This window comes from Prolixibacter denitrificans, from assembly GCF_003014495.1.
In the GTDB taxonomy this organism is placed as follows: Bacteria; Bacteroidota; Bacteroidia; order Bacteroidales; family Prolixibacteraceae; genus Prolixibacter; species Prolixibacter denitrificans.
The window spans coordinates 555,203-574,508 of sequence record NZ_PYGC01000001.1 but is presented as its reverse complement, the minus strand read 5'-3'; the positions used below and the strand labels follow the sequence as shown (position 1 = coordinate 574,508).

The window sequence follows — 19,306 nt, the reverse complement described above, 5'->3', positions numbered from 1 at the left end:
GATTTAAATAAAAAAACTTTGTGATGCCGGACAATCCTCTGTGCATGAATTGCACGGAAGATAGCCCGCTCCACAAAGTTATAAAAATATGGTATTAAAGGCGGTTGCCCTGTTTATTTTTCAAAGAGCTTGTCGAACTCTTCCTGGGTCACCTCTTTTTCTTCGATGTTTACTTTCTCTTTGATGACTTCCAGAATTTTGTCTTCCAGCTTTTTCTCTACCATTCTGCGACGCTCTTCTTCGTTCTGAAGAATCGAGTTGGCAAACTGGTCGAGGTGCTCATCCGGTACGTTCATCATACCATACTGACGGAATTGCATAAGTGCCATTTCGCGGGCCATGTCACGAATTTCAGCTTCTTCCACTTTCAGTTCGCTCTCTTTGCCAAGCTTGTTTTTTATCAACTGCCATTCGAGATCGGTACGGAAATTTTCGAAGTCTGAATCGATCTGCTCAGCCGTCAGATTTTCGTTGGTAGCTACCAGCCAGCGTTTCAGGAAAGCTTCCGGCAACTCGATTTTGGCACCTTTGGTCAGTGTTTCCTTGGCATCGACCAGGAAGCGGTAATCGCTCGAGTACTTCAGGTTTTCTTTTAAGTCTTCAGCGATATTGTTGCGCATATCTTCAACGGTCTTCACATCCGACTCTTCACCAAAGATTTTGGTTACCAGTTCTTCATTCACTTCAGCAGGAATGAACGTGTTAATCACGTTGATGGTGTAGTTGAATTCGGCATCCAGCTCGTGCGAAGCATCGTGATCGAGGTTCAGCATGTGACCTACTTCGTGGTCATTCTGGAAAGCCGCTTTCGGATCGAAACGAATCACGTCGCCTACTTTGGCACCCATGAATTTCTTCTTGATGTCCTCGTCTTTGATGAGGTCGATGGAAACCAAAACATCGTTGGCTTCGATACCACCTTCTTTTACGTTTCCGTCAGCATCCAGCTCAGCGAAATCACCGCGTACGGTTTCTTTTTCGCCTACTTCTTCAGCCGGCTCGTTGGTTCCGAAACGGTTGGTGTAACTTTCTACCTGTTTGTCAATCAGGTCTTCATCAACTTTGATGACATAGTAGGGAAGTTTACGACGCTTGTCAAGGGTAACATTGATTTCCGGTGACATGGCGATATCGAAAACAAATTCGAAATTTTCGTCATTATCCCAGTCAATGGCTGGCTGCTTTTCTTCGTTCGGAAGCGGTTCGCCCAAAATATCCAGTTTTTCTTCGCTGATATATTTCATGAGCTCGCGGCTGAGAATTTTATTTACTTCCTCGGCCAGCAGCGACTTTCCGTACATTTTTTTAATCAGCCCAGCAGGAACCTTCCCTTTCCGGAAGCCAGGCATATTAGCTTTCTTACGGTAATCCTTCAGTGTTTCGTTCACCGTTGCCTCATAATCGTTTTTTTCAACGGTCAGCCTGACAACGGCATTCAAATCATCGATGTTCTCTCTGGTGATGTTCATAACGTTTTTCTTGAGTGATTTTAAATGCCTGAGGGAAGAGTTCGTCGAGCGTCCCTTCCTGCTAAAAACATCCATTTAAAAAACCGCCTCGGCAATCCGGCACCCGGAAGCGAAGGCGGTTAAGGTAATGGTGCGGACGGAGGGACTCGAACCCACACGCCTTACGGCACCAGATCCTAAGTCTGGCGCGGCTACCAATTACGCCACGTCCGCTTTTTTTTGGCGGTGCAAATATAGTGTTATTTTTTAAAACAACTAAATTGTGAGCAATTAATTAAGCACTTTGGAATGACGGGAATGAGCATCTACTCTGGCGTATTTTCCCGTCTGCCTTTCCGCAGTTCGAAGTTTTTTCCGAGATAAACCCTTCGCACATCTTCGTCGGCTGCCAGTTCTTCTGCTGTTCCGCTTTTCAGGATGTTTCCGTCGAACAACAGGTAAGAGCGGTCGGTGATGGAGAGGGTTTCGTGTACGTTGTGGTCGGTAATGAGGATGCCGATATTTTTGTCTTTCAGTCGGTAAACAATTTGCTGAATATCTTCTACTGCAATGGGGTCGACTCCCGCAAACGGTTCATCCAACAGGATGAATGCAGGATTGATAGCCAGTGCCCGGGCAATTTCGGTCCGGCGACGTTCACCTCCGGAGAGCTGAATACCTTTACTTTTCCGGATACGTTGCAAACCAAATTCGTCCAACAGCGATTCCAGTTTTTCTTTCTGGTACTCTGTCGAAAACTTGGTCATTTCCAGTACCGCCTTGATATTGTCTTCCACGCTTAGCTGGCGGAAAACCGAAGCTTCCTGGGCGAGGTAACCAATGCCCAACTGGGCTCTTCGGTACACCGGATACGAAGTAATGTCTTTTTCGTCGAGGAAGATACGGCCGCCGTTGGCACGGATCAGCCCGACAATCATGTAAAACGAAGTGGTTTTTCCGGCACCGTTCGGTCCCAGCAGCCCAACGATTTCTCCCTGCTCCACATCAATCGACACCCCTTTCACAACGGTGCGTTTCCGGTATTTTTTAACAATATTTTCAGCCCTAAGCTTCATAATTCAATGGATTGAACTGCAAAGATAAAAATAATGAACAGACGGAGACATGTTAAGCTTCGAGCAAATCTTCTTCGCGTTTATTGGCCACGCGTTTCGAGATAACAATCCCGATTTCATACAGGAAAACCAGTGGAAAACAAACCATTATCTGGCTGAATACGTCCGGCGGAGTGATGATGGCCGAAAGCAGCAAGAGTACAATGTATGCATGCCTCCGGTACCTCCGCATGAAAGCGGGTGTAACCAGACCGACTTTACTCAGGAAGTAAATGGCTACCGGGAGCTCAAAAACAACCCCTCCGGCCAGTACAATGGAACTGACTGTGCTGATGTAACTGCTCAGGTTGATTTGGTTGGTAATTTGATCACTTATATCGTAGGAGCCAAGAAAGTTGACTGATAGTGGTACAATCAGGTAATAACCAAACAGGATGCCGAGAATGAAAAGTGCCGAACTGTAAAGTACCGCCCCAGTGGCATATTTTTGTTCTTTTTCGTACAGTGCTGGTTTAATGAAACGCCAGAATTCCCAGAATAGGTATGGAAATCCGAGGATAACACCACCCAACAACGAAATCTTGATGTGTGTGGCAAACTGTCCGGCCATATTAATATTGATAATCTGTAGCGGCTTGTCATTAATGGCCAAAGCCGGGATATTCAGTACCTGCGAAATCCAGTTGAAAAACTGGTTGGTGGCGAATTCCGGTGTCTTGGGCTTCAATATCAACGTATCGAAAATGAAGTGGTAATTGGCGAAAGCCAGGATAGCAAAAATGACGACGGCTACCACGGCACGAACCAAATGCCACCTTAAAACTTCCAGATGTTCAAGGAAAGACATCTCCTCATTCTTTTTTTTCCTATTTTCGTTCGTTGATTTTCCGCCAGGTAATTTTTCCTGTTCAGCCATCAGATTCAAATTAGCATGTTTGGGTTTAATTTGGAGAATGTTACTCCAATAAAATTCCAGACAAATATACAATCTTTGGCCTTTTTTTTTAGGTTTGGGCGCTGAAATCGAAAACCGTTTTTTGCCTGAACTTCTGCTGGCTGGAGCGAATTTGTACTACTAATATTATTTAGATATCTTAGTGGAGGCTATGTCGGAGCGGCCTTAAGAGTTAAAGGAGATTAGATTATGAATAAAGGTGTTTCTCTTTCTGCCCAATTACAAAAATATTTCGGTTTTGACCGGTTTAAGGGGCAGCAGGAGGAGATTATTGAGAGTGTGCTGGACGGTAACGACACGTTTGTTTTGATGCCCACCGGCGGTGGAAAGTCGTTGTGTTACCAGTTACCAGCCTTGTTGCAGGAAGGAACAGCCATTGTCATATCCCCCCTAATCGCATTAATGAAAAACCAGGTGGATGCCATCCGCAGTTTCAGTACGGAAGAAGGAGCGGCCCACTTTCTCAACTCATCCCTGACTAAAACAGCTATTCAAAAGGTAAAGGACGATGTGTTGGCACAGCGGACCAAGCTACTGTATGTGGCCCCGGAATCGTTGACCAAAGAGGAAAACATTGAGTTTCTGAAAAACGTCAATATTTCGTTTTACGCCATTGACGAAGCGCACTGTATTTCGGAGTGGGGACATGATTTCCGTCCGGAATATCGTCGGATACGGCCCATCGTTAACGAGATAGGGCATGCACCGATTATCGCGCTAACTGCGACGGCTACCCCGAAGGTGCAGCACGATATTCAGAAGAATTTAGGGATGCTCGATGCGAAGGTCTTCAAGTCGTCGTTTAACCGGGCGAACCTTTTCTACGAAGTCCGGTCGAAAACGAAGCCTGTTGAGCAAATCATTAAGTACATCAAGGGAAATCCCGGCAAATCAGGTATTATATATTGCCTCAGCCGGAAAAAGGTAGAGGAGCTGGCTGCCACACTTCAGGTGAATGGCATTCGGGCACTTCCTTATCACGCCGGTATGGATTCGGCTACCCGTTCGGGAAACCAGGATAAGTTCCTGATGGAAGAGGCAGACGTCATTGTGGCAACCATCGCTTTTGGAATGGGAATCGACAAGCCGGATGTTCGGTTTGTCATTCATTTCGATATTCCCAAATCGTTGGAAGGTTATTACCAGGAAACCGGTCGTGCCGGACGTGATGGTGGAGAAGGGCATTGCATTACTTTCTACAGTTATAAGGATATTCAGAAACTGGAGAAATTTATGCAGGGCAAACCCGTGGCCGAACAGGAAATTGGGCAGCAGTTGTTGCTAGATACCGTGGCTTACGCCGAAAGTGCTTTGTGCCGCCGGACCATCCTGTTGCATTATTTCGGCGAACATTATGAAACCGAAAACTGTGGCGCCTGCGACAACTGTATGAACCCGAAGGAACAGATTGAAGGCAAAGAGATGGTGGTTCTGGCCTTGAATGCGGTTGAGGAGGTAAAAGAACAGTTCAAGGGAGAACACATTGTTAATATTCTGATTGGAAACGACACCGCAGCTGTAAAATCTTTCCGTCATCACGAAATGTCAATTTTCGGTTCTGGGAAAGAATACGATGTGCGATTGTGGAATGCCGTATTCCGTCAGTGTATTATTGCTGGTTTTCTCCGGAAGGATATTGAGAATTACGGTGTCCTGAAACTGACAGATGCGGGGCGTGATTTTATGAAAAATCCGCAGTCGTTTTTGGTGGTTAAGAATCACGATTACGAAGCAGCGGATGAAGAGCCGGCACCACCACAGGGTGCATCGGCCGGCGACCCGGAACTCTTTAAAATGCTGAAAGAGTTGCGTAAGAAAATGGCGCAGAAGCTCAATTTACCACCGTTTGTGATCTTTCAGGACCCATCGCTCTCCGATATGTCTATTCAGTACCCAACAAAATTGGAAGAACTTCAGGGAATTGCCGGCGTTGGGCAGGGAAAAGCAAAACGTTATGGGAAAGAATTCGTGGAGCTGATTGCCAAATACGTGGAAGAGAAAGGTATTGAGCGGGCGCAGGATATGGTGTACCGTTCGGTAGCCAACAAATCGAAGAATAAGGTATTCATCATCCAGAGCATCGACCGGAAGATTCCATTTGACGAAATAGCTTCCTCGAAAGATCAGGATATGGACGCGTTGCTGAGCGAAATAGAAGCCATTGTGAATTCGGGTACGAAGCTGAACATTGACTATTATTTACACGACGTACTTGATGATGATCAGGTGGATGATATTTTTGCCTATTTCAGGGAAGATGCCGAAAGTGACTCATTGGAAGAAGCGATGGCTGAACTGGGCGAGGAGTATAGCGAAGAAGAAGTCCGGCTGGTTCGGATAAAATTCATGAGTGAGATGGCAAATTAAATTATTGACAAACAACTATAACCGAAATACAAAGAGAGCCTGAAGGCAGGTTCTCTTTTTTTACACTAACCGGAAAACCGGCCGTTAAATCGGCAAACTAACTAACCAACTGATGAAAAAAGTCTTACTTGTTCTCCTCAGGACTGTCCTGTTGCATGTGGTATTTGTAGCAGTACTCCTGGGACTTACCGGATTGTATTACTTCCTGCGCGGAGAAATTGAAGGTACAGGATTTTCGCCGCGTTCATACGCCGAAGTTCCCCACAACCAGATGATAATGGCCATGATAACTTTTCTGGCCGCCCTTCTGACTATTTTATTGCTAGTCCGATTTATCGATAAGCGTCCGATGGTAGAAATGCTGAAAAGTCGTTTCAAAATAAAGCAATTCGGCTACGGTAGTTTACTGGGTGCCGGAGCAATTGTTGTTGTCACCTTCATCCTTATGTCTATGAACCAGGTAGGGTTGGGGAAAGGCAATTTCCACGTGCAGAGCCTGTCATATCTGTTGTTGTACTACCTTTTTGTGGCACTGTATCAGGAATTCTTGTATCGTGGGTACCTGCTCGGTTATTACACAAAGCAGATGCCTGTCTATCTGGCGGTGCTGTTTTCGGCAGTGGTTTTTGCATTAATGCACATGGCCAACCGGAGTTTCAATGCCGTAGCCCTGATAAATGTTATCTTTCTAGGAATTGTTCTCGGTTTGCTTCGCATTCGCGGAAGAAATCTTTGGGCACCAATCGGACTCCACTTCCTGTGGAACTTTGTTCAGGGACCGGTTTTCGGATTTTCCGTCAGCGGAAGTCCACGTTCTCACGGAATTTTCCTGGTTTGGCTTCGCGGTAATGAAAATATGACCGGAGGCTCCTTCGGACCGAATGCTTCCATGGTAACCATGGTTATACTTCTCGCGCTAAGCGGTTGGTTGGTTTACCGTCAGTTTTATCAACATCGGGTCACCGAATCAGCAGAATGAAGCATTAGCCTTCTGCTTCCGGCGTTCGTTGTGGGTAAACTTTAAGCGCTTCACGAATGCAGGCTACGGCCTCTTTCAGGTCTTCCACGTTGAGTACATAAGCTACGCGCACTTCATTTTTCCCGCTATCGTCGGTGCTGTAGAAACCGGAAGCCGGAGCTAACATCACGGTAGAACCATTGTGTTCGAATTCTTCCAACAACCAGCGGCAGAAATGGTCACTGTCCTCTACGGGCAGTTTCACCATGGAGTAAAATGCTCCGCGGGGCATGGGTGAATAAACACCGGGAATCTCATTCAAGGCATTGATAAAGTAATTTCGGCGGCGAAGATATTCGTTGTACACCTCTTCCATGTATTCGGGCGGACTGTCGACAGCAGCTTCCGCTACTTCCTGTCCCAGTATGGGCGGACAAAGCCTCGCCATTCCCAGCTTCAGTATCGATGCAATGAGCTCTTTGTTGCGCGAAACAACCGACCCAATCCGGATACCGCAGGCGCTGAACCGTTTCGATACCGAGTCGATCATGATAACGTGCTCCTCAATATCGGGCAGTTCCATGACCGAGTGATGCTGAAATCCGTCGTAGACGAACTCCTTGTAAACTTCGTCAGAAATCAGGTAAAGGTCGTGCTTGAGCACCAACTCACGCAGTTGTTCCAATTCCTCCCGGGAATATAGATAGCCTGTGGGATTGTTGGGATTGCAAATGAAGATCCCTTTTGTTCTGGGAGTGATGACCTTTTCAAATTCCGAAATGGAAGGCAACTGGTAACCGTCTTCGATATGTGACGTGATGGGTTTGATAACCACATCGGTACCAACTGCAAACGAGCGGTAGTTGGCATAAAATGGTTCGGGAATAATAATTTCGTCACCCGGGTTAAAGCAAACCATGAAGGTGAATGAAATGGCTTCCGATCCGCCGGTGGTAATCAGAATATCGGTGTATTCGACATCGATTTTCCGGTTACGGTAATATTGGGCCAGTTTTTTCCGGTACGAATCGTTTCCGTACGATTGTCCGTAAGGAATCAGTTCGAAATTAAAATTCCGGATACGCTCAATAGCATGTGGCGGGGTTTTGATATCGGGCTGACCAATATTTAATTGTATAACCTTCTTCCCCTGCTCCCTGGCCTTCTCTGCGTAAGGTACCAGCTTCCGTATCGATGATTCGGGTAATAAATCCCCGCGTTGTGAAATTTTAGGCATCCTGCAATCTTATAACTTTCATGTTGGAAGAGGCAAAGTTAATATTATAAATTGTCAGTCAAACGGGCTGAATGTTTAATTATTGTAATATTAATATTGGAAAAACTATCAAACAATCATGAAAAATTGAGTTTTAAATTGGTCATACGAGTGATATGTTAATTTAAGCTGAATAGTTGAAAATTATGGGGGTTCGTCATATTAGAGTGTGATTATTTCCTCTATTTTTGGAACATACCCAAAAAATAATTAGTCATGATAATAGGAGTTCCAAAGGAAATTAAAAACAACGAAAACCGGGTTGCGTTAACGCCTGCCGGTGCTGCAGAGTTGACTAAGCGTGGTCACGAAGTATATATTCAGGCTACAGCAGGTATGGGAAGTGGTTTCACCGACGAGGAATATGTTTCAGCCGGTGCACAAATGCTCCCGACCATTGAGGATGTTTACGGCAAGGCCGAAATGATCATCAAGGTGAAAGAGCCGATTGAACCTGAGTACGAATTGATTCGCGAAGGTCAGTTGCTTTACACTTACTTCCACTTTGCTTCTTCTGAAGCGTTGACCAACGCCATGCTCCGCAACAAGTCGGTATGTTTGGCTTACGAAACCGTTGAGTTGCCCGACCGTTCACTGCCGTTGCTGGTTCCGATGTCGGAAGTAGCTGGTCGTATGTCGGTTCAAGAAGGCGCTAAGTACCTCGAAAAAACTTACGGTGGACGTGGAATGCTGTTGGGTGGTGTTCCCGGAGTACATCCAGCCAAAGTGTTGATCATTGGTGGTGGTATTGTAGGTACCGAAGCAGCTAAGATGGCTGCTGGTTTGGGTGCTGACGTAACCATTATGGACGTAAGCCTGAGGCGCATGCGTTACCTCGACGATATTATGCCGGCTAACGTGAAGACAATGATGTCGAACGAATTCAACATCCGTAAGATGGTTGAAGATCACGATTTGATCATTGGTGCCGTGTTGATCCCGGGTGCTAAAGCTCCGAACCTGATTACCCGCGACATGTTGAAAACCATGAAGCCGGGTACGGTACTGGTTGACGTAGCTATCGACCAGGGCGGTTGTATCGAGACAACCCGTCCGACAACGCACGACGATCCGACTTTCGTAATCGACGATGTGATTCACTATTCAGTAGCCAACATGCCGGGTGCTGTTCCGCGTACTTCTACGCTGGCATTGACCAACGCTACCTTGCCTCATGCTATCGATTTGGCAGAAAAAGGCTGGAAGCAGGCTTGCCGCGAAGACAATTCGCTGAAGAAAGGTCTGAACGTAGTAGACGGCAAAGTCGTTTACAAAGGTGTTGCCGAGGCATTCGGACTTACTTATTACGATGTAGACAGCGTACTGTAAGCAGTCGCTTTCCGATAATAAATCAGGAGGTCGTCAATATTTATTGGCGGCCTCTTTTTTTGTGGGCGATTTTCCGAATGTTATCAACATAAGAAAGTAGTTGATATTGAAAAAGCTACTCGCAAAAACGGCGTTTTGTCAACAAAGAAAATCTCAAACAGTCTTTATTTTTTTCGAAAAAGGGGGTAACCTTTTCCGAAATCCGGGTATTAACAAACGAAGACCAAGACAGATATTGAGGAGTTCTCCACTCCACTTTTTGCTCCGAATAGCAAGTGTATTTTGAGGGAAAAAGATTTCAGGATTTGAAACTGATCACATCATGTTTTTGATGTTGATCAGTTTTTCTTTTCTGAAGCGTTAATCGAAGTTTAACCTTGAAATACCGAATTGTGCATTTGAATTTTATCGATGTTAGAGAAAAGTCTTCCGATTCAATATTTTCCTATAGTCTTTCCTGCTGGGAATTTTCACAGAAGCAAGCATTGACTTTGATTCAACGGTGAGACTACTGATGAACAGAGCAAGAAGAACTATAGATTCTAACCTAACAAACAAAACTAAATGACCCCGAACGAAAATAGCCTGAAGGCCTATTGGAATTTCCTGTTACACCCCAATCTGAACTACAAGAAGAAACGGTTTACCACCAAACTTCTGAATTTTTTGGTTGTTTTGGTGGTCGATATTGCCATCAGTGCCCTGTTAGTCTGGCTTGTATATCAATTGAGAGGTGTAGTTGCTCCGGATGTAAAGGTGCACAAAATTCCGATTTCTCATCAAAAATGGGGTTTACTCAAGTGGAGTCTGCTGGTAACTGTTTTCATTCCGTTACTGGAGGAATTGACATTCAGAACGCACTTGCGGCCCAAGAAAGGAAATTTTGTTTTGTCATTTATCGGATTGCTGTACCTCAATGGAGTATTGTTGTTGGTATCAATTCACAGTCTTGATGTGCGGTCGAATATTATTGCTGTTCTAGTCGGACTGGTGCTGCTGGCTACCTATTTAGTTTTCCAACGCAGGATATATATCGTTATCGGAAGGCTTTGGCGGCGAAAGTCTGCGCTGGTTTTTTATTTAACTACCATTCTGTTTGGGTTTTATCATTTGCAGAATTACACTGTGACGTTAACGATTCTTATTTTATCGCCAATCTTTGTTCTACCCCAGATTTTTGCCGGATTGAATTTGGGTTACCTGCGGGTGCGCTTTGGATTCTGGTGGGGATTCGTGTTGCATGGGTTACACAATGCCATTTTCTTACTTCTTCCCGTCTTGCTATTTAATTCAGGAATGCCAAGAGATAAAATATTCGATAACGAGGTCGTTATTGATTATCCTGGAAATGTGGCTGCTCGGGGAAAATATCAGTTAACAATTGAAGAAGCTGAGGGACCGGTATACAATGGTAGTAGGGTAGGGCGTAACGGAATAGACTTTAAGCATGCAACGGTACGTTTTGCTTCTGCTAAGTTGGCACGCTTTCGACCGGAAGAAGTTGTTTTTGAAGATACCGCTGTTGCGAACCGCGTTATCGACCTGCATTTTACCGATAGGAATAAAGAAAGCATGGATGATTTCAAGATGGCCAGACGTTTTGTCTTTCAGCAAGTCCTGAAGAAATATAACCTTAAAGCTCAGCTCTTTTTTGTTCCTGCCGGAAACTGGGTATTATACCGAAGTCAGTTTGTGAAAGCGGAAGAAGACACCTCGGCGTTGGATGAAAGAGAAGAAGTACCCAACAGTTTTGTTTTAAAGGATGCAACGATAAGAGGTCTTGCGGATAAAATAGAGGAACTCTATTCGATGAAAGTGAACTGTCTTTCAAAAAACCGAACGAAATATACCTGGGTTATCCCGAAAGACAGCACGGAACTACTTCAGCGGACGCTGATGGGAAAATATGGGGTCACTCTGTATCAGGCAAAGAACCGAACAGTAAAGTGTTACATCAGTTCGGCAGAATGAATATCCCCATTGACCGTTTAGTGCATCTGCTATATAAGAGACTTAACATTTATCCCTTCATCTTTCCCAAATGAATCACCGTGAAAAACTCACCATCTTCATCTTTTTTTTTATTTCTGGCATCTTCATCCTACGCTCAAATTAGTGTCATGGACAAAAAAGAAGAGTCTCCCATTCCCTTTGCTCAGTTCATTGCTCCGGACGGTCGATTGGTTGGTACATCCAATACCGAAGGGACGATAGATACGACGTTGGTCAATCGTTTTGCGAAAAACAGCGACTCGCTGGTTGTACAACATCTTAGTTACGGAAATCGGATGATGAGTTGGAAAGACATGAAACGTGCCGGCAATGTTTATCTGGCTTCCCGTGAGGTAAGAATTCCTGAGATTACGGTAACGAATAAAAAAGAGAAGATGGTGTTGGTACTCGAAGGCTATTTCCGGAGTTACCAACTAAAAGACAGTGTTCCGGAATATTTTGCTGACGGGATGGTGAAATATTTTACCTGGAATGATGGCAAACGTTTCAAATGTCAGAAAGACGCCTACCGTTCATTCAGAAATCAAAAAGTAGTTGACGCTATCCAAAAACACGCAGTAACCCTTTCTGAGGGAGGCTTAAGCGTTCCCTACATCGAGTCCCTAACCATTCCCGGGCAATTTGATAAAGACTACACGACGACCGATAGTCTTGGAAAAACTTTTATTATGAAGAAGAATGCAGTGGTCGGACACATTAGGACAAACGAAGCACAAAAACAGGTACAAATGAGTATCGACTGGATTGCTCCGGCTAAGGCCAGAGAGCGAAGCTTATTTGGATACCATGTTCGAATTACTCATCAGGATGTTGTGGAAACGTATCATGCCGGAAGCAGATCAATGACTTCCAGAGCGAATCTGGAAAGTTGGCGAAAGTATTATCAATACTTTTTCAAACAGAAAAAGGAGAAGAGATTCAAGAACATTCAAAGAGTTAGTGAATTTTATGTTTTGAAGAGCTATTATATCCCCAAATCAGTAATGCAAAAAGAGAGGACTTCTTCAGGTTGGGGATTACCTTCATCTCACGTCTATACAACTGAATATTGGAAACATTTGGATAAACGCATTCCAGCATTGAATTCAAATATTAAAAGATTGTTGGGTACCAGGCTGACGATGTATGATTAGTTTAACAGAAATGACTTGATAAAAAGCAAAAGCCCGGCTATACCGGGCTTTTGTTGTTAGCTTTTTGTCAGACCATCTGACTTAACGAATACCAGTTTCTGGTTGAATCTTTTGATGATTTGTGTGAAGTAGAATTGCAGGTTGCCATAGTCGGACGCAGCATAAACCGGACTTTTTAAAGCATAGGTTCCGGTAATCACAACCTGATTACCCGAATGCAATCCTTTGTACTCAATGTGAATTCTTTTGTTGTCGACGGTGTACTCGTCTGGCAATGATTGTAGGGTATAACCATCAGGAATGGTGATAGTGGCCACAAACGTCCGGGTTTTGGCGTACGTAATATCAACGGGGTACGTTCGGCTATTCTGTTTAAACGGATTTTCCGACACGGGAAGGTTGAGGAAAGGGGCAACATAAATGCGATCCTTAATGATCTCATCCGGTGATTGCACCTCGACCTGCATGCCAACACGTTCGGCTGCGTTATCCATATTTTCTGTGCTCACATCACCCAACATAGTCATTCCATGCTCCTTGAACGGTTCGGTCAAATTGTCCGGGGCTTTTTTATACGTTTTTCGTAACCGGAATGCGTCATATAACGTGGCCTTTCGTGTTATTTTGGCCTTGATAGAATCGAGGTCAGAAGTAAAATCAATCCGAATATTATCAATGGTAGCCGATGGCATGTAGGTGCGAAGGTTTACCCAGTCCTGTGCATCTTCTTTAACAACCAGTCCCTTGTTGCTGAGGCATCGGTCGGGCAGCAAATCGAACGGGCAGTATGGTTCGGAAGCATCGGCCAGAACCTGTTTATCTCCCACTTTCACCAAGGTAGCTACATAATTAAATCCTTGTAACATGGGATACTCCGAATGAATCTGACCATTGGAGCGGGTGCTCAGTATAACGGGTTCGGCGTCCATCCCCATTTGTTGAAGAAGGGCTGTCAGGAAGAGGTTCAGGTTACCAATATTACCGGTTTGTTCGCGGGTGAACTCTTTCAGCGATTTAGAGGCAAACTTACCATACCTTCCATCCCACGAAAAGTTCTTCTTGACGTAATCGACAGCGTAAGCCAGTTTTTCGTTATCCGATTTGCCTTTTATCTCATTTTCATTGAAGTTCTTTTTGAGATACGATTTGCTGGATTTAATGTATTTCCCGAAATCGTGGTCTTTCAAAAGCTCTTTAATCAAATCAGGCCAGGTACTGATGATTTCCGTCGAGTGTCCATCGGAAAAATGAATAGCCGCAAGCTGGAAATCGATTTTCCGAAGGTGGTCTTCATCTGAAGTAATATATTCTTCGTCGTCGAAAGCCGGCACGTCTTTCATAACGAACCGGTGAATCATGTTGTGATATTCCACGGTACCAAAACGACGGCTGATACTCCGGTCTTCGTATGATTCTTGTACGTCCGGATTTGCGGGACTTTGAAGTGTAAAGACATATTCATAAAATGGAATCATGGCTACCGAATACTCACTGTACACTGTTGGAATCCGATGCTGGAAATACCAGTCGTGTAGGTTGAATTTATATGGTGAAATGATGGTGTACGAATATTCGATAATAGAACCATCTTTCACATTCGGCATGGCGAATTTCTTGTCTATCCAGTTTGCATTTATTTTTTCTTCGTACACATTTTTCAGGTCGAGTGGTGTCTTGGTAATTTTGCCATTCTCCCAGTTGTAGGTGCAGGCCTCCAGTTTGTAGATTTGTTCAATACTGTTGCCATCCGTGTACAGAGGAATCTCAATTTCCGAATAGTCGTATCCGGCCTTGTTGAATATTTTGATGCGTGTTTTTCGTTCGAAGGTCACATCGAACCCCGACTCTTGTTTATTGACGATAAATCCGGATTTACCCCTGTCGAATTCATATGCAGCGCCCGGATCTCCTGGGAAGTCAGAAGATTTTAATTCTAAATCTTCTTTGGTAATTTGCCCGTAAACGAACCTGGGCTTGTCAGGAACTACTCCAAACGAAGCAGAAAACGATAATAACAGCGGAAGAGCAATTAGCCAATGTTTTTTCATGAGATTATAATTTTGTAGTAGTTAGAAATGTCAGGTTGGTTTTCGACTTAATGTTTCGAATGAATTGGTAAAAAGCAGGGTACGAAGTCAAATCAATGTCTCCTCCGTTAATGATAAACCGCCGTTTCAGTGTCAGCTGCTTATCGGTAGCAGTTGCCTGCATTTCCAGAGAGCCAAATGTATTATGAATGGAAACGGAGTCCGGTATCTCGTCGAGTTTTACCGGCTGGGTAAAGTGGTATACAATGGAATCCTGAGAGCAGATGGGATAGCTCATTTGAACCGGGAGTTTTCGCTCATTGGGAGCTTCAAACCTCGGAATGCTTAACGGAATGGGAGAAATAGCCAGGTCTTCACCGTACATTTTCCCAAAATGATTGAGCTCCAACGTAGCGTCCAGCGTAATTGTCGATGCTTCCCTGTTAGCCTTGCTGAGTTTCCAGCTTTTCAGTGTAAAATCCCTTTCGGGAAGAAAGTCCCGAATATAGTCTTCCTGCACATTGGCTGGATAAGAAGTGTACAACTGATTAAAAAGACCAAAAGCATTTCCCCGGAAGGTATAATGATAGTGTGCTTCGCATTTTTGATTCGGATGTACATTGTAATCAATCACGCATCTGTTTTGAACCTGTTCAGGCGATAGCGACGGCGTATGAATCAGTTGGCTGTTCTGTTCATCAATCAAAAAGGCTTTCCGGTTTTGAATGGACGTTCCAACATAGCCAAAAGGAATAGAATTGTTGGTGCACTCAATCCATGTGGTATCCTGGTTCAGCGGAAGCATCAGGACAACATGATTAAATTGTTGTGATGGAAAGCTGTCGAGAACAGGTCGGTGGGTACCGCCGGCGTAAATGTCGCAGCAGTATGCCTGAATGCCGGCCGCTTCCAGCAATGCTTTCATGTAATTGGTCAATGCTTTGCAGTCGCCGTATTTATTGGTGGAAACGTAGGATGCCGGATAAGGTTTTAAGCCTCCAATACCGAGCGTCACGTTTATGTAGCGGGTATTGTCCTGAAGATATTGATAAATCTTTCGTGCTTTTTCTATCGGCGAATCAAGGTGGCTAACCATCTGCTTGACTTTGCTTTTTTCTGAGTCAGGAAGATCATCAGCCTCTTCTAACAATTGCGACTGCCATTTGCCATAAGTTTGCCAACTGCTAAAACTTCCGGCGCTACCGTATTCAAAGTTTTTAGGAACCACCTCGACCCGGGGCAGAAGACTGTAGACCGATGGCGAGAAAACTTCTTCATCCGGAATTTTCGGTATGGAGGTTTTCCAGAGGTAAGTCATCGTTTCGTTATCTGCGGACGCTTTTGCTTTTTCAATGTGTTGCCGGTAAATTTTGATGGGATAATGAAGCGGTGTCGAAATGCGGAGTTCTGCATTCAATGTCGGAACATCTGTATCGATAATCGGTATCCAGTCTGTAATCTGAAAAAAACGGTGGTAGGAAATCTGGTACGAATAACTGATGCGAAAGGGAAAACGGTTATAGCGAACCGGAATTTTTTTGACGTAATCATCTTCGTACAATGAGAAATCGGATATAGCACTGACATCCTGAATCTCACTTTTCTTTATTTTTCTGATTAGCTCTCCGCTGGGTTTTTCAATCTGGACTTCGAGTTTGGATATCTTATCTTTTGCGGTATACGGAATATAGATAGTTCCGTACTTTAGTCCTTCCTGATTGTTGATCTGGATAACAACTTTCTTTTCCAGTGTTAACCGGCCTTTTTCTATAGTATAATTCGACAGATACCGGACGGTCATTGCATCGACTGCTGCTTTGGCGAAAAAAGGAGATCCCAGGAATAGCAAGAGAATTCCTAAATACTTGTACATGGTTAAATGGTTATTGTTGGTCCGAAAGGTTACTCTTTTCGAATGGTTGAAAATAGGAATTATTAGGAGCTTCTGATATGTTTTGAAGCAGTTGAATGCGAGTGTTTAGTATGCTTTTGAAAATGTTTTGCTTCAAAAGGCATCTTGTTTATTGTACAATTACTTCTGTTTTTTACAGAAAAGTCGTTCCTTTGTTTCGGATCAATTGGGTTGATTCAACTTGTCAGATATAACATAACTAAAACAAATTAACATGAAACGAGCCCTGAGAATCAACTTTTCCTATCGGAGCAGGATGGTCGTGGCGAGTTCCATGTGGTAATTGAACAATTAAAAACAAAACACATGAAATGGTCTGCGATTCTGCTACTTGTATTTCTAACCCTGGGCAATAATTTGTACGCATTGAAGCCAAAAGCAAACGATGAAGCCATTGAGAAGAAAGTAAATGATCTTCTCAAGAAGATGACACTGGATGAAAAAATAGGTCAGTTAAATCAGTACACTAGCCAATGGGAAATGACCGGGCCCGCACCGCAGGGAGCATCGGCACAGCATCAGTTACAGGAAATTAAATCCGGTGCCGTTGGTTCGATGTTGAATGTTGTAGGGGCCGAAGCTACCCGGAAAACACAGGAGCTGGCGGTGAAAAACTCCAGGTTGCACATTCCCCTGATTTTCGGTTACGACGTGATTCACGGATTTAAAACCATGTTCCCGATTCCGTTGGGCGAAGCAGCCAGCTGGGAACCCGAACTGGCAAAACTTTCTGCTCATGTAGCTGCTGTTGAGGCATCGGCTTCCGGTTTACAGTGGACGTTTGCCCCGATGATGGACATCAGTCGCGATGCACGCTGGGGCCGCGTGATGGAAGGTTCGGGCGAAGATCCATACCTGGGAGCTAAATTTGCTGCTGCCCGCGTCCATGGTTTCCAGGGCGACGACTTGTCGAGCGACAATACCGTGGCCGCCTGTGCCAAGCACTTCGCCGCTTATGGATTTGTAGAGTCGGGCCGTGATTACAATACAGTCGACATCAGCGAGCACACGCTGCGAAACACCGTGCTGCCACCATTCGAAGCTGCTGTTAAAGCGGGTGTCGCTACCGTGATGAACTCTTTCAACGAAATTGGCGGAACACCAGCGACTGCCAGTGCTCATTTGCAGCGTGACATCCTGAAAGGACAGTGGGGCTTCAAAGGTTTTGTGGTTTCCGACTGGAACTCTATCGGCGAGCTGATTCCTCACGGCGTGGCAGCCAATAAAGCTGAAGCAGCCGAGCTGGCTATTAAAGCTGGTAGTGACATGGACATGGAAGGTCACTGCTACATCACTTCTTTGAAGAAGTTAGTAGAGGAAGGAAAAGTGGACGAATCGCTGATTGATGATGCTGTTCGTCGCATTCTGCGCGTGAAATTCGAATTGGGTCTATTCGACGATCCATATAAGTATAGTAATGAGAATCGGGAGAAAACCGAAATTCTTACTCCGGAACATTTGGCGGCAGCCCGGAAAGTTGCCCGTCATTCCATTGTTCTGTTGAAAAACGATGAGCATCTGCTTCCGCTGAAGAAAGAAGGGCAAACCATTGCGGTGATTGGTCCGTTGGCAGCTGATAAGGATTCTCCCCTGGGAAGTTGGAGAGCTCAGGCGATTACCGGTTCTGCGGTATCATTGCTTGAAGGAGTAAAAGGAGCGGTTGCTGATCCCAATAAAATACTTTATGCCGAAGGTGCTCCGTTAACCATTGGTCAGCCCAGTTTTACCAAGGAGTTGAAATTCAATACCACCGATAGTTCCGGATTTGGTGCTGCTCGTCAGATAGCAAAAAAAGCGGATGTGGTTGTTTTGGCTGTTGGCGAAAATTGCTTTCAAACTGGTGAAGGACGCAGTCAGACCGAAATTAGGATGAAAGGCTTGCAGGAACAGCTGATGAAAGCGGTCTACGCTGCGAACCCCAATGTGGTTGTCGTTCTGACCAATGGTCGCCCGCTGGTCATTGACTGGATGGCGGAACACGTTCCGGCTATTGTTGAGGCCTGGCATCTTGGGTCCGAAGCCGGAAACGCTATTGCTGATGTATTGTTCGGTGATTACAATCCTTCCGGAAAATTACCGGTTTCATTCCCGCGTGCCGTTGGACAATTACCTATTTATTATAATCACAAAAGTACAGGCCGTCCCGATCCGACAGGAACTGTCTTCTGGTCACATTATACCGATCAAAAGAAAACTCCGCTGTTTCCGTTTGGTTACGGTTTGAGTTACACTACATTTAAGTATTCGCCGGTTGAGCTCAGCTCGCACGAAATGAGCATGAACGGAAAACTGGATGTTTCGGTGAATGTGCAGAATACCGGAAAAGTAGCCGGTGAAGAAGTTGTACAATTGTATATCCGCGACCTGGTGGGTAGTGTATCGCGTCCGGTAAAAGAACTGAAAGGGTTCCGGAAGATTTCACTGAAACCGGGTGAATCGCAGAAGGTCACATTTACGTTAACGCCCGATGATTTGGCTTTCTACGGAGCCGATTTGAAGAAAAAAGCAGAACCCGGAGAATTCAAAGTATTTGTTGGAACCAACTCCGATGATGTACAAGAAAACTCCTTTGTTTTAAAATAGACTGAATTTAACATAGCCTGAACCCCGCAGAGTAATCTGTGGGGTTTTTTCGTTTATGCCGGAAAAATTCTTTTAAGCATTTTTCGGTTTTGATTGTTAACCCTGAAGGTTTGTCAATACGAAATTCAGATTTTATAACAAAATGTTCGAAAATATTAATTTATTAACATATTTTGAAAACTCAATGGCAAACTATAATTTAGTCCGAATTTAATAATCAAAAGTTCTT

At 44.5% G+C, this 19,306-nt stretch carries 12 protein-coding genes and 1 tRNA gene; 6 read left to right on the top strand and 7 right to left on the bottom strand.

Translation table 11 applies throughout. The features are described 5' to 3' along the window. Positions 1-113: 113 nt before the first annotated feature. The 4 genes from tig to tatC all read right to left on the bottom strand — a co-directional run bounded on the left by tig (position 114) and on the right by tatC (position 3,440). Positions 114-1,469: a trigger factor gene (tig, locus tag CLV93_RS02535; RefSeq protein ID WP_106540582.1), complete on the bottom strand. Its 1,356-nt coding sequence runs from the start codon at positions 1,467-1,469 to the stop codon at positions 114-116. Between the two features lie 128 nt (positions 1,470-1,597). Then, a tRNA-Leu gene (locus CLV93_RS02530) sits at positions 1,598-1,682 on the bottom strand. 92 nt (positions 1,683-1,774) lie between these two features. Next, on the bottom strand, positions 1,775-2,524 hold the full coding sequence (gene lptB, locus CLV93_RS02525) for an LPS export ABC transporter ATP-binding protein (RefSeq protein WP_106540581.1): 750 nt from the start codon (positions 2,522-2,524) through the stop codon (positions 1,775-1,777). A 52-nt stretch (positions 2,525-2,576) separates the two neighbouring features. Beyond that, positions 2,577-3,440, bottom strand: coding sequence for a twin-arginine translocase subunit TatC (gene tatC / locus CLV93_RS02520; RefSeq protein WP_106540814.1), 864 nt, complete (start codon positions 3,438-3,440; stop codon positions 2,577-2,579). A gap of 228 nt (positions 3,441-3,668) precedes the next feature. Here tatC and recQ point away from each other — a divergent pair, with 228 nt between their 5' ends. Beyond that, a complete protein-coding gene (gene recQ, locus CLV93_RS02515) occupies positions 3,669-5,846 on the top strand; it encodes a DNA helicase RecQ (RefSeq protein WP_106540580.1) in 2,178 nt (725 codons plus the stop codon). Between the two features lie 112 nt (positions 5,847-5,958). After that, complete coding sequence (locus CLV93_RS02510; protein WP_106540579.1) at positions 5,959-6,825, top strand: CPBP family intramembrane glutamic endopeptidase; 867 nt, start codon at positions 5,959-5,961, stop codon at positions 6,823-6,825. Between the two features lie 4 nt (positions 6,826-6,829). Here the strand turns inward: CLV93_RS02510 and CLV93_RS02505 are convergent, their stop codons facing one another. Further along, complete coding sequence (locus CLV93_RS02505; RefSeq protein WP_106540578.1) at positions 6,830-8,041, bottom strand: pyridoxal phosphate-dependent aminotransferase; 1,212 nt, start codon at positions 8,039-8,041, stop codon at positions 6,830-6,832. Between the two features lie 255 nt (positions 8,042-8,296). Between CLV93_RS02505 and ald the strand changes: the two genes are divergently transcribed. From ald to CLV93_RS02490, 3 genes are all read left to right on the top strand, one after another. Next, entirely contained in the window at positions 8,297-9,409 is a 1,113-nt protein-coding gene (ald, locus tag CLV93_RS02500) for an alanine dehydrogenase (protein WP_106540577.1), read from the top strand. A 564-nt stretch (positions 9,410-9,973) separates the two neighbouring features. After that, positions 9,974-11,380: a CPBP family intramembrane glutamic endopeptidase gene (locus CLV93_RS02495; RefSeq protein ID WP_106540576.1), complete on the top strand. Its 1,407-nt coding sequence runs from the start codon at positions 9,974-9,976 to the stop codon at positions 11,378-11,380. A 149-nt stretch (positions 11,381-11,529) separates the two neighbouring features. Then, complete coding sequence (locus CLV93_RS02490; protein WP_106540575.1) at positions 11,530-12,555, top strand: hypothetical protein; 1,026 nt, start codon at positions 11,530-11,532, stop codon at positions 12,553-12,555. Between the two features lie 56 nt (positions 12,556-12,611). On the opposite strand, the gene CLV93_RS02485 is transcribed toward CLV93_RS02490, so the two are convergent. After that, positions 12,612-14,603 carry a DUF3857 domain-containing protein gene (locus tag CLV93_RS02485; RefSeq protein WP_106540574.1) on the bottom strand — a complete coding sequence of 664 codons (1,992 nt, stop codon included), beginning with the start codon at positions 14,601-14,603 and terminating at the stop codon, positions 12,612-12,614. A 4-nt stretch (positions 14,604-14,607) separates the two neighbouring features. Continuing rightward, a complete protein-coding gene (locus CLV93_RS02480) occupies positions 14,608-16,455 on the bottom strand; it encodes a DUF3857 domain-containing transglutaminase family protein (RefSeq protein WP_106540573.1) in 1,848 nt (615 codons plus the stop codon). A 345-nt stretch (positions 16,456-16,800) separates the two neighbouring features. On the opposite strand from CLV93_RS02480, the gene bglX reads away from it, so the two are divergent. Further along, positions 16,801-19,077: a beta-glucosidase BglX gene (gene bglX, locus CLV93_RS02475; RefSeq protein WP_106540572.1), complete on the top strand. Its 2,277-nt coding sequence runs from the start codon at positions 16,801-16,803 to the stop codon at positions 19,075-19,077. Positions 19,078-19,306: the final 229 nt, after the last annotated feature.

What these genes read in the sequence shown, in the direction of transcription:
- tig (WP_106540582.1), bottom strand. Translation starts at nt 1,469, where the DNA reads ATGAACATCACCAGAGAGAACATCGATGATTTGAATGCCGTTGTCAGG.
- lptB (WP_106540581.1), bottom strand. Translation starts at nt 2,524, where the DNA reads ATGAAGCTTAGGGCTGAAAATATTGTTAAAAAATACCGGAAACGCACC.
- tatC (WP_106540814.1), bottom strand. Translation starts at nt 3,440, where the DNA reads ATGGCTGAACAGGAAAAATTACCTGGCGGAAAATCAACGAACGAAAAT.
- recQ (WP_106540580.1), top strand. Translation starts at nt 3,669, where the DNA reads ATGAATAAAGGTGTTTCTCTTTCTGCCCAATTACAAAAATATTTCGGT.
- CLV93_RS02510 (WP_106540579.1), top strand. Translation starts at nt 5,959, where the DNA reads ATGAAAAAAGTCTTACTTGTTCTCCTCAGGACTGTCCTGTTGCATGTG.
- CLV93_RS02505 (WP_106540578.1), bottom strand. Translation starts at nt 8,041, where the DNA reads ATGCCTAAAATTTCACAACGCGGGGATTTATTACCCGAATCATCGATA.
- ald (WP_106540577.1), top strand. Translation starts at nt 8,297, where the DNA reads ATGATAATAGGAGTTCCAAAGGAAATTAAAAACAACGAAAACCGGGTT.
- CLV93_RS02495 (WP_106540576.1), top strand. Translation starts at nt 9,974, where the DNA reads ATGACCCCGAACGAAAATAGCCTGAAGGCCTATTGGAATTTCCTGTTA.
- CLV93_RS02490 (WP_106540575.1), top strand. Translation starts at nt 11,530, where the DNA reads ATGGACAAAAAAGAAGAGTCTCCCATTCCCTTTGCTCAGTTCATTGCT.
- CLV93_RS02485 (WP_106540574.1), bottom strand. Translation starts at nt 14,603, where the DNA reads ATGAAAAAACATTGGCTAATTGCTCTTCCGCTGTTATTATCGTTTTCT.
- CLV93_RS02480 (WP_106540573.1), bottom strand. Translation starts at nt 16,455, where the DNA reads ATGTACAAGTATTTAGGAATTCTCTTGCTATTCCTGGGATCTCCTTTT.
- bglX (WP_106540572.1), top strand. Translation starts at nt 16,801, where the DNA reads ATGAAATGGTCTGCGATTCTGCTACTTGTATTTCTAACCCTGGGCAAT.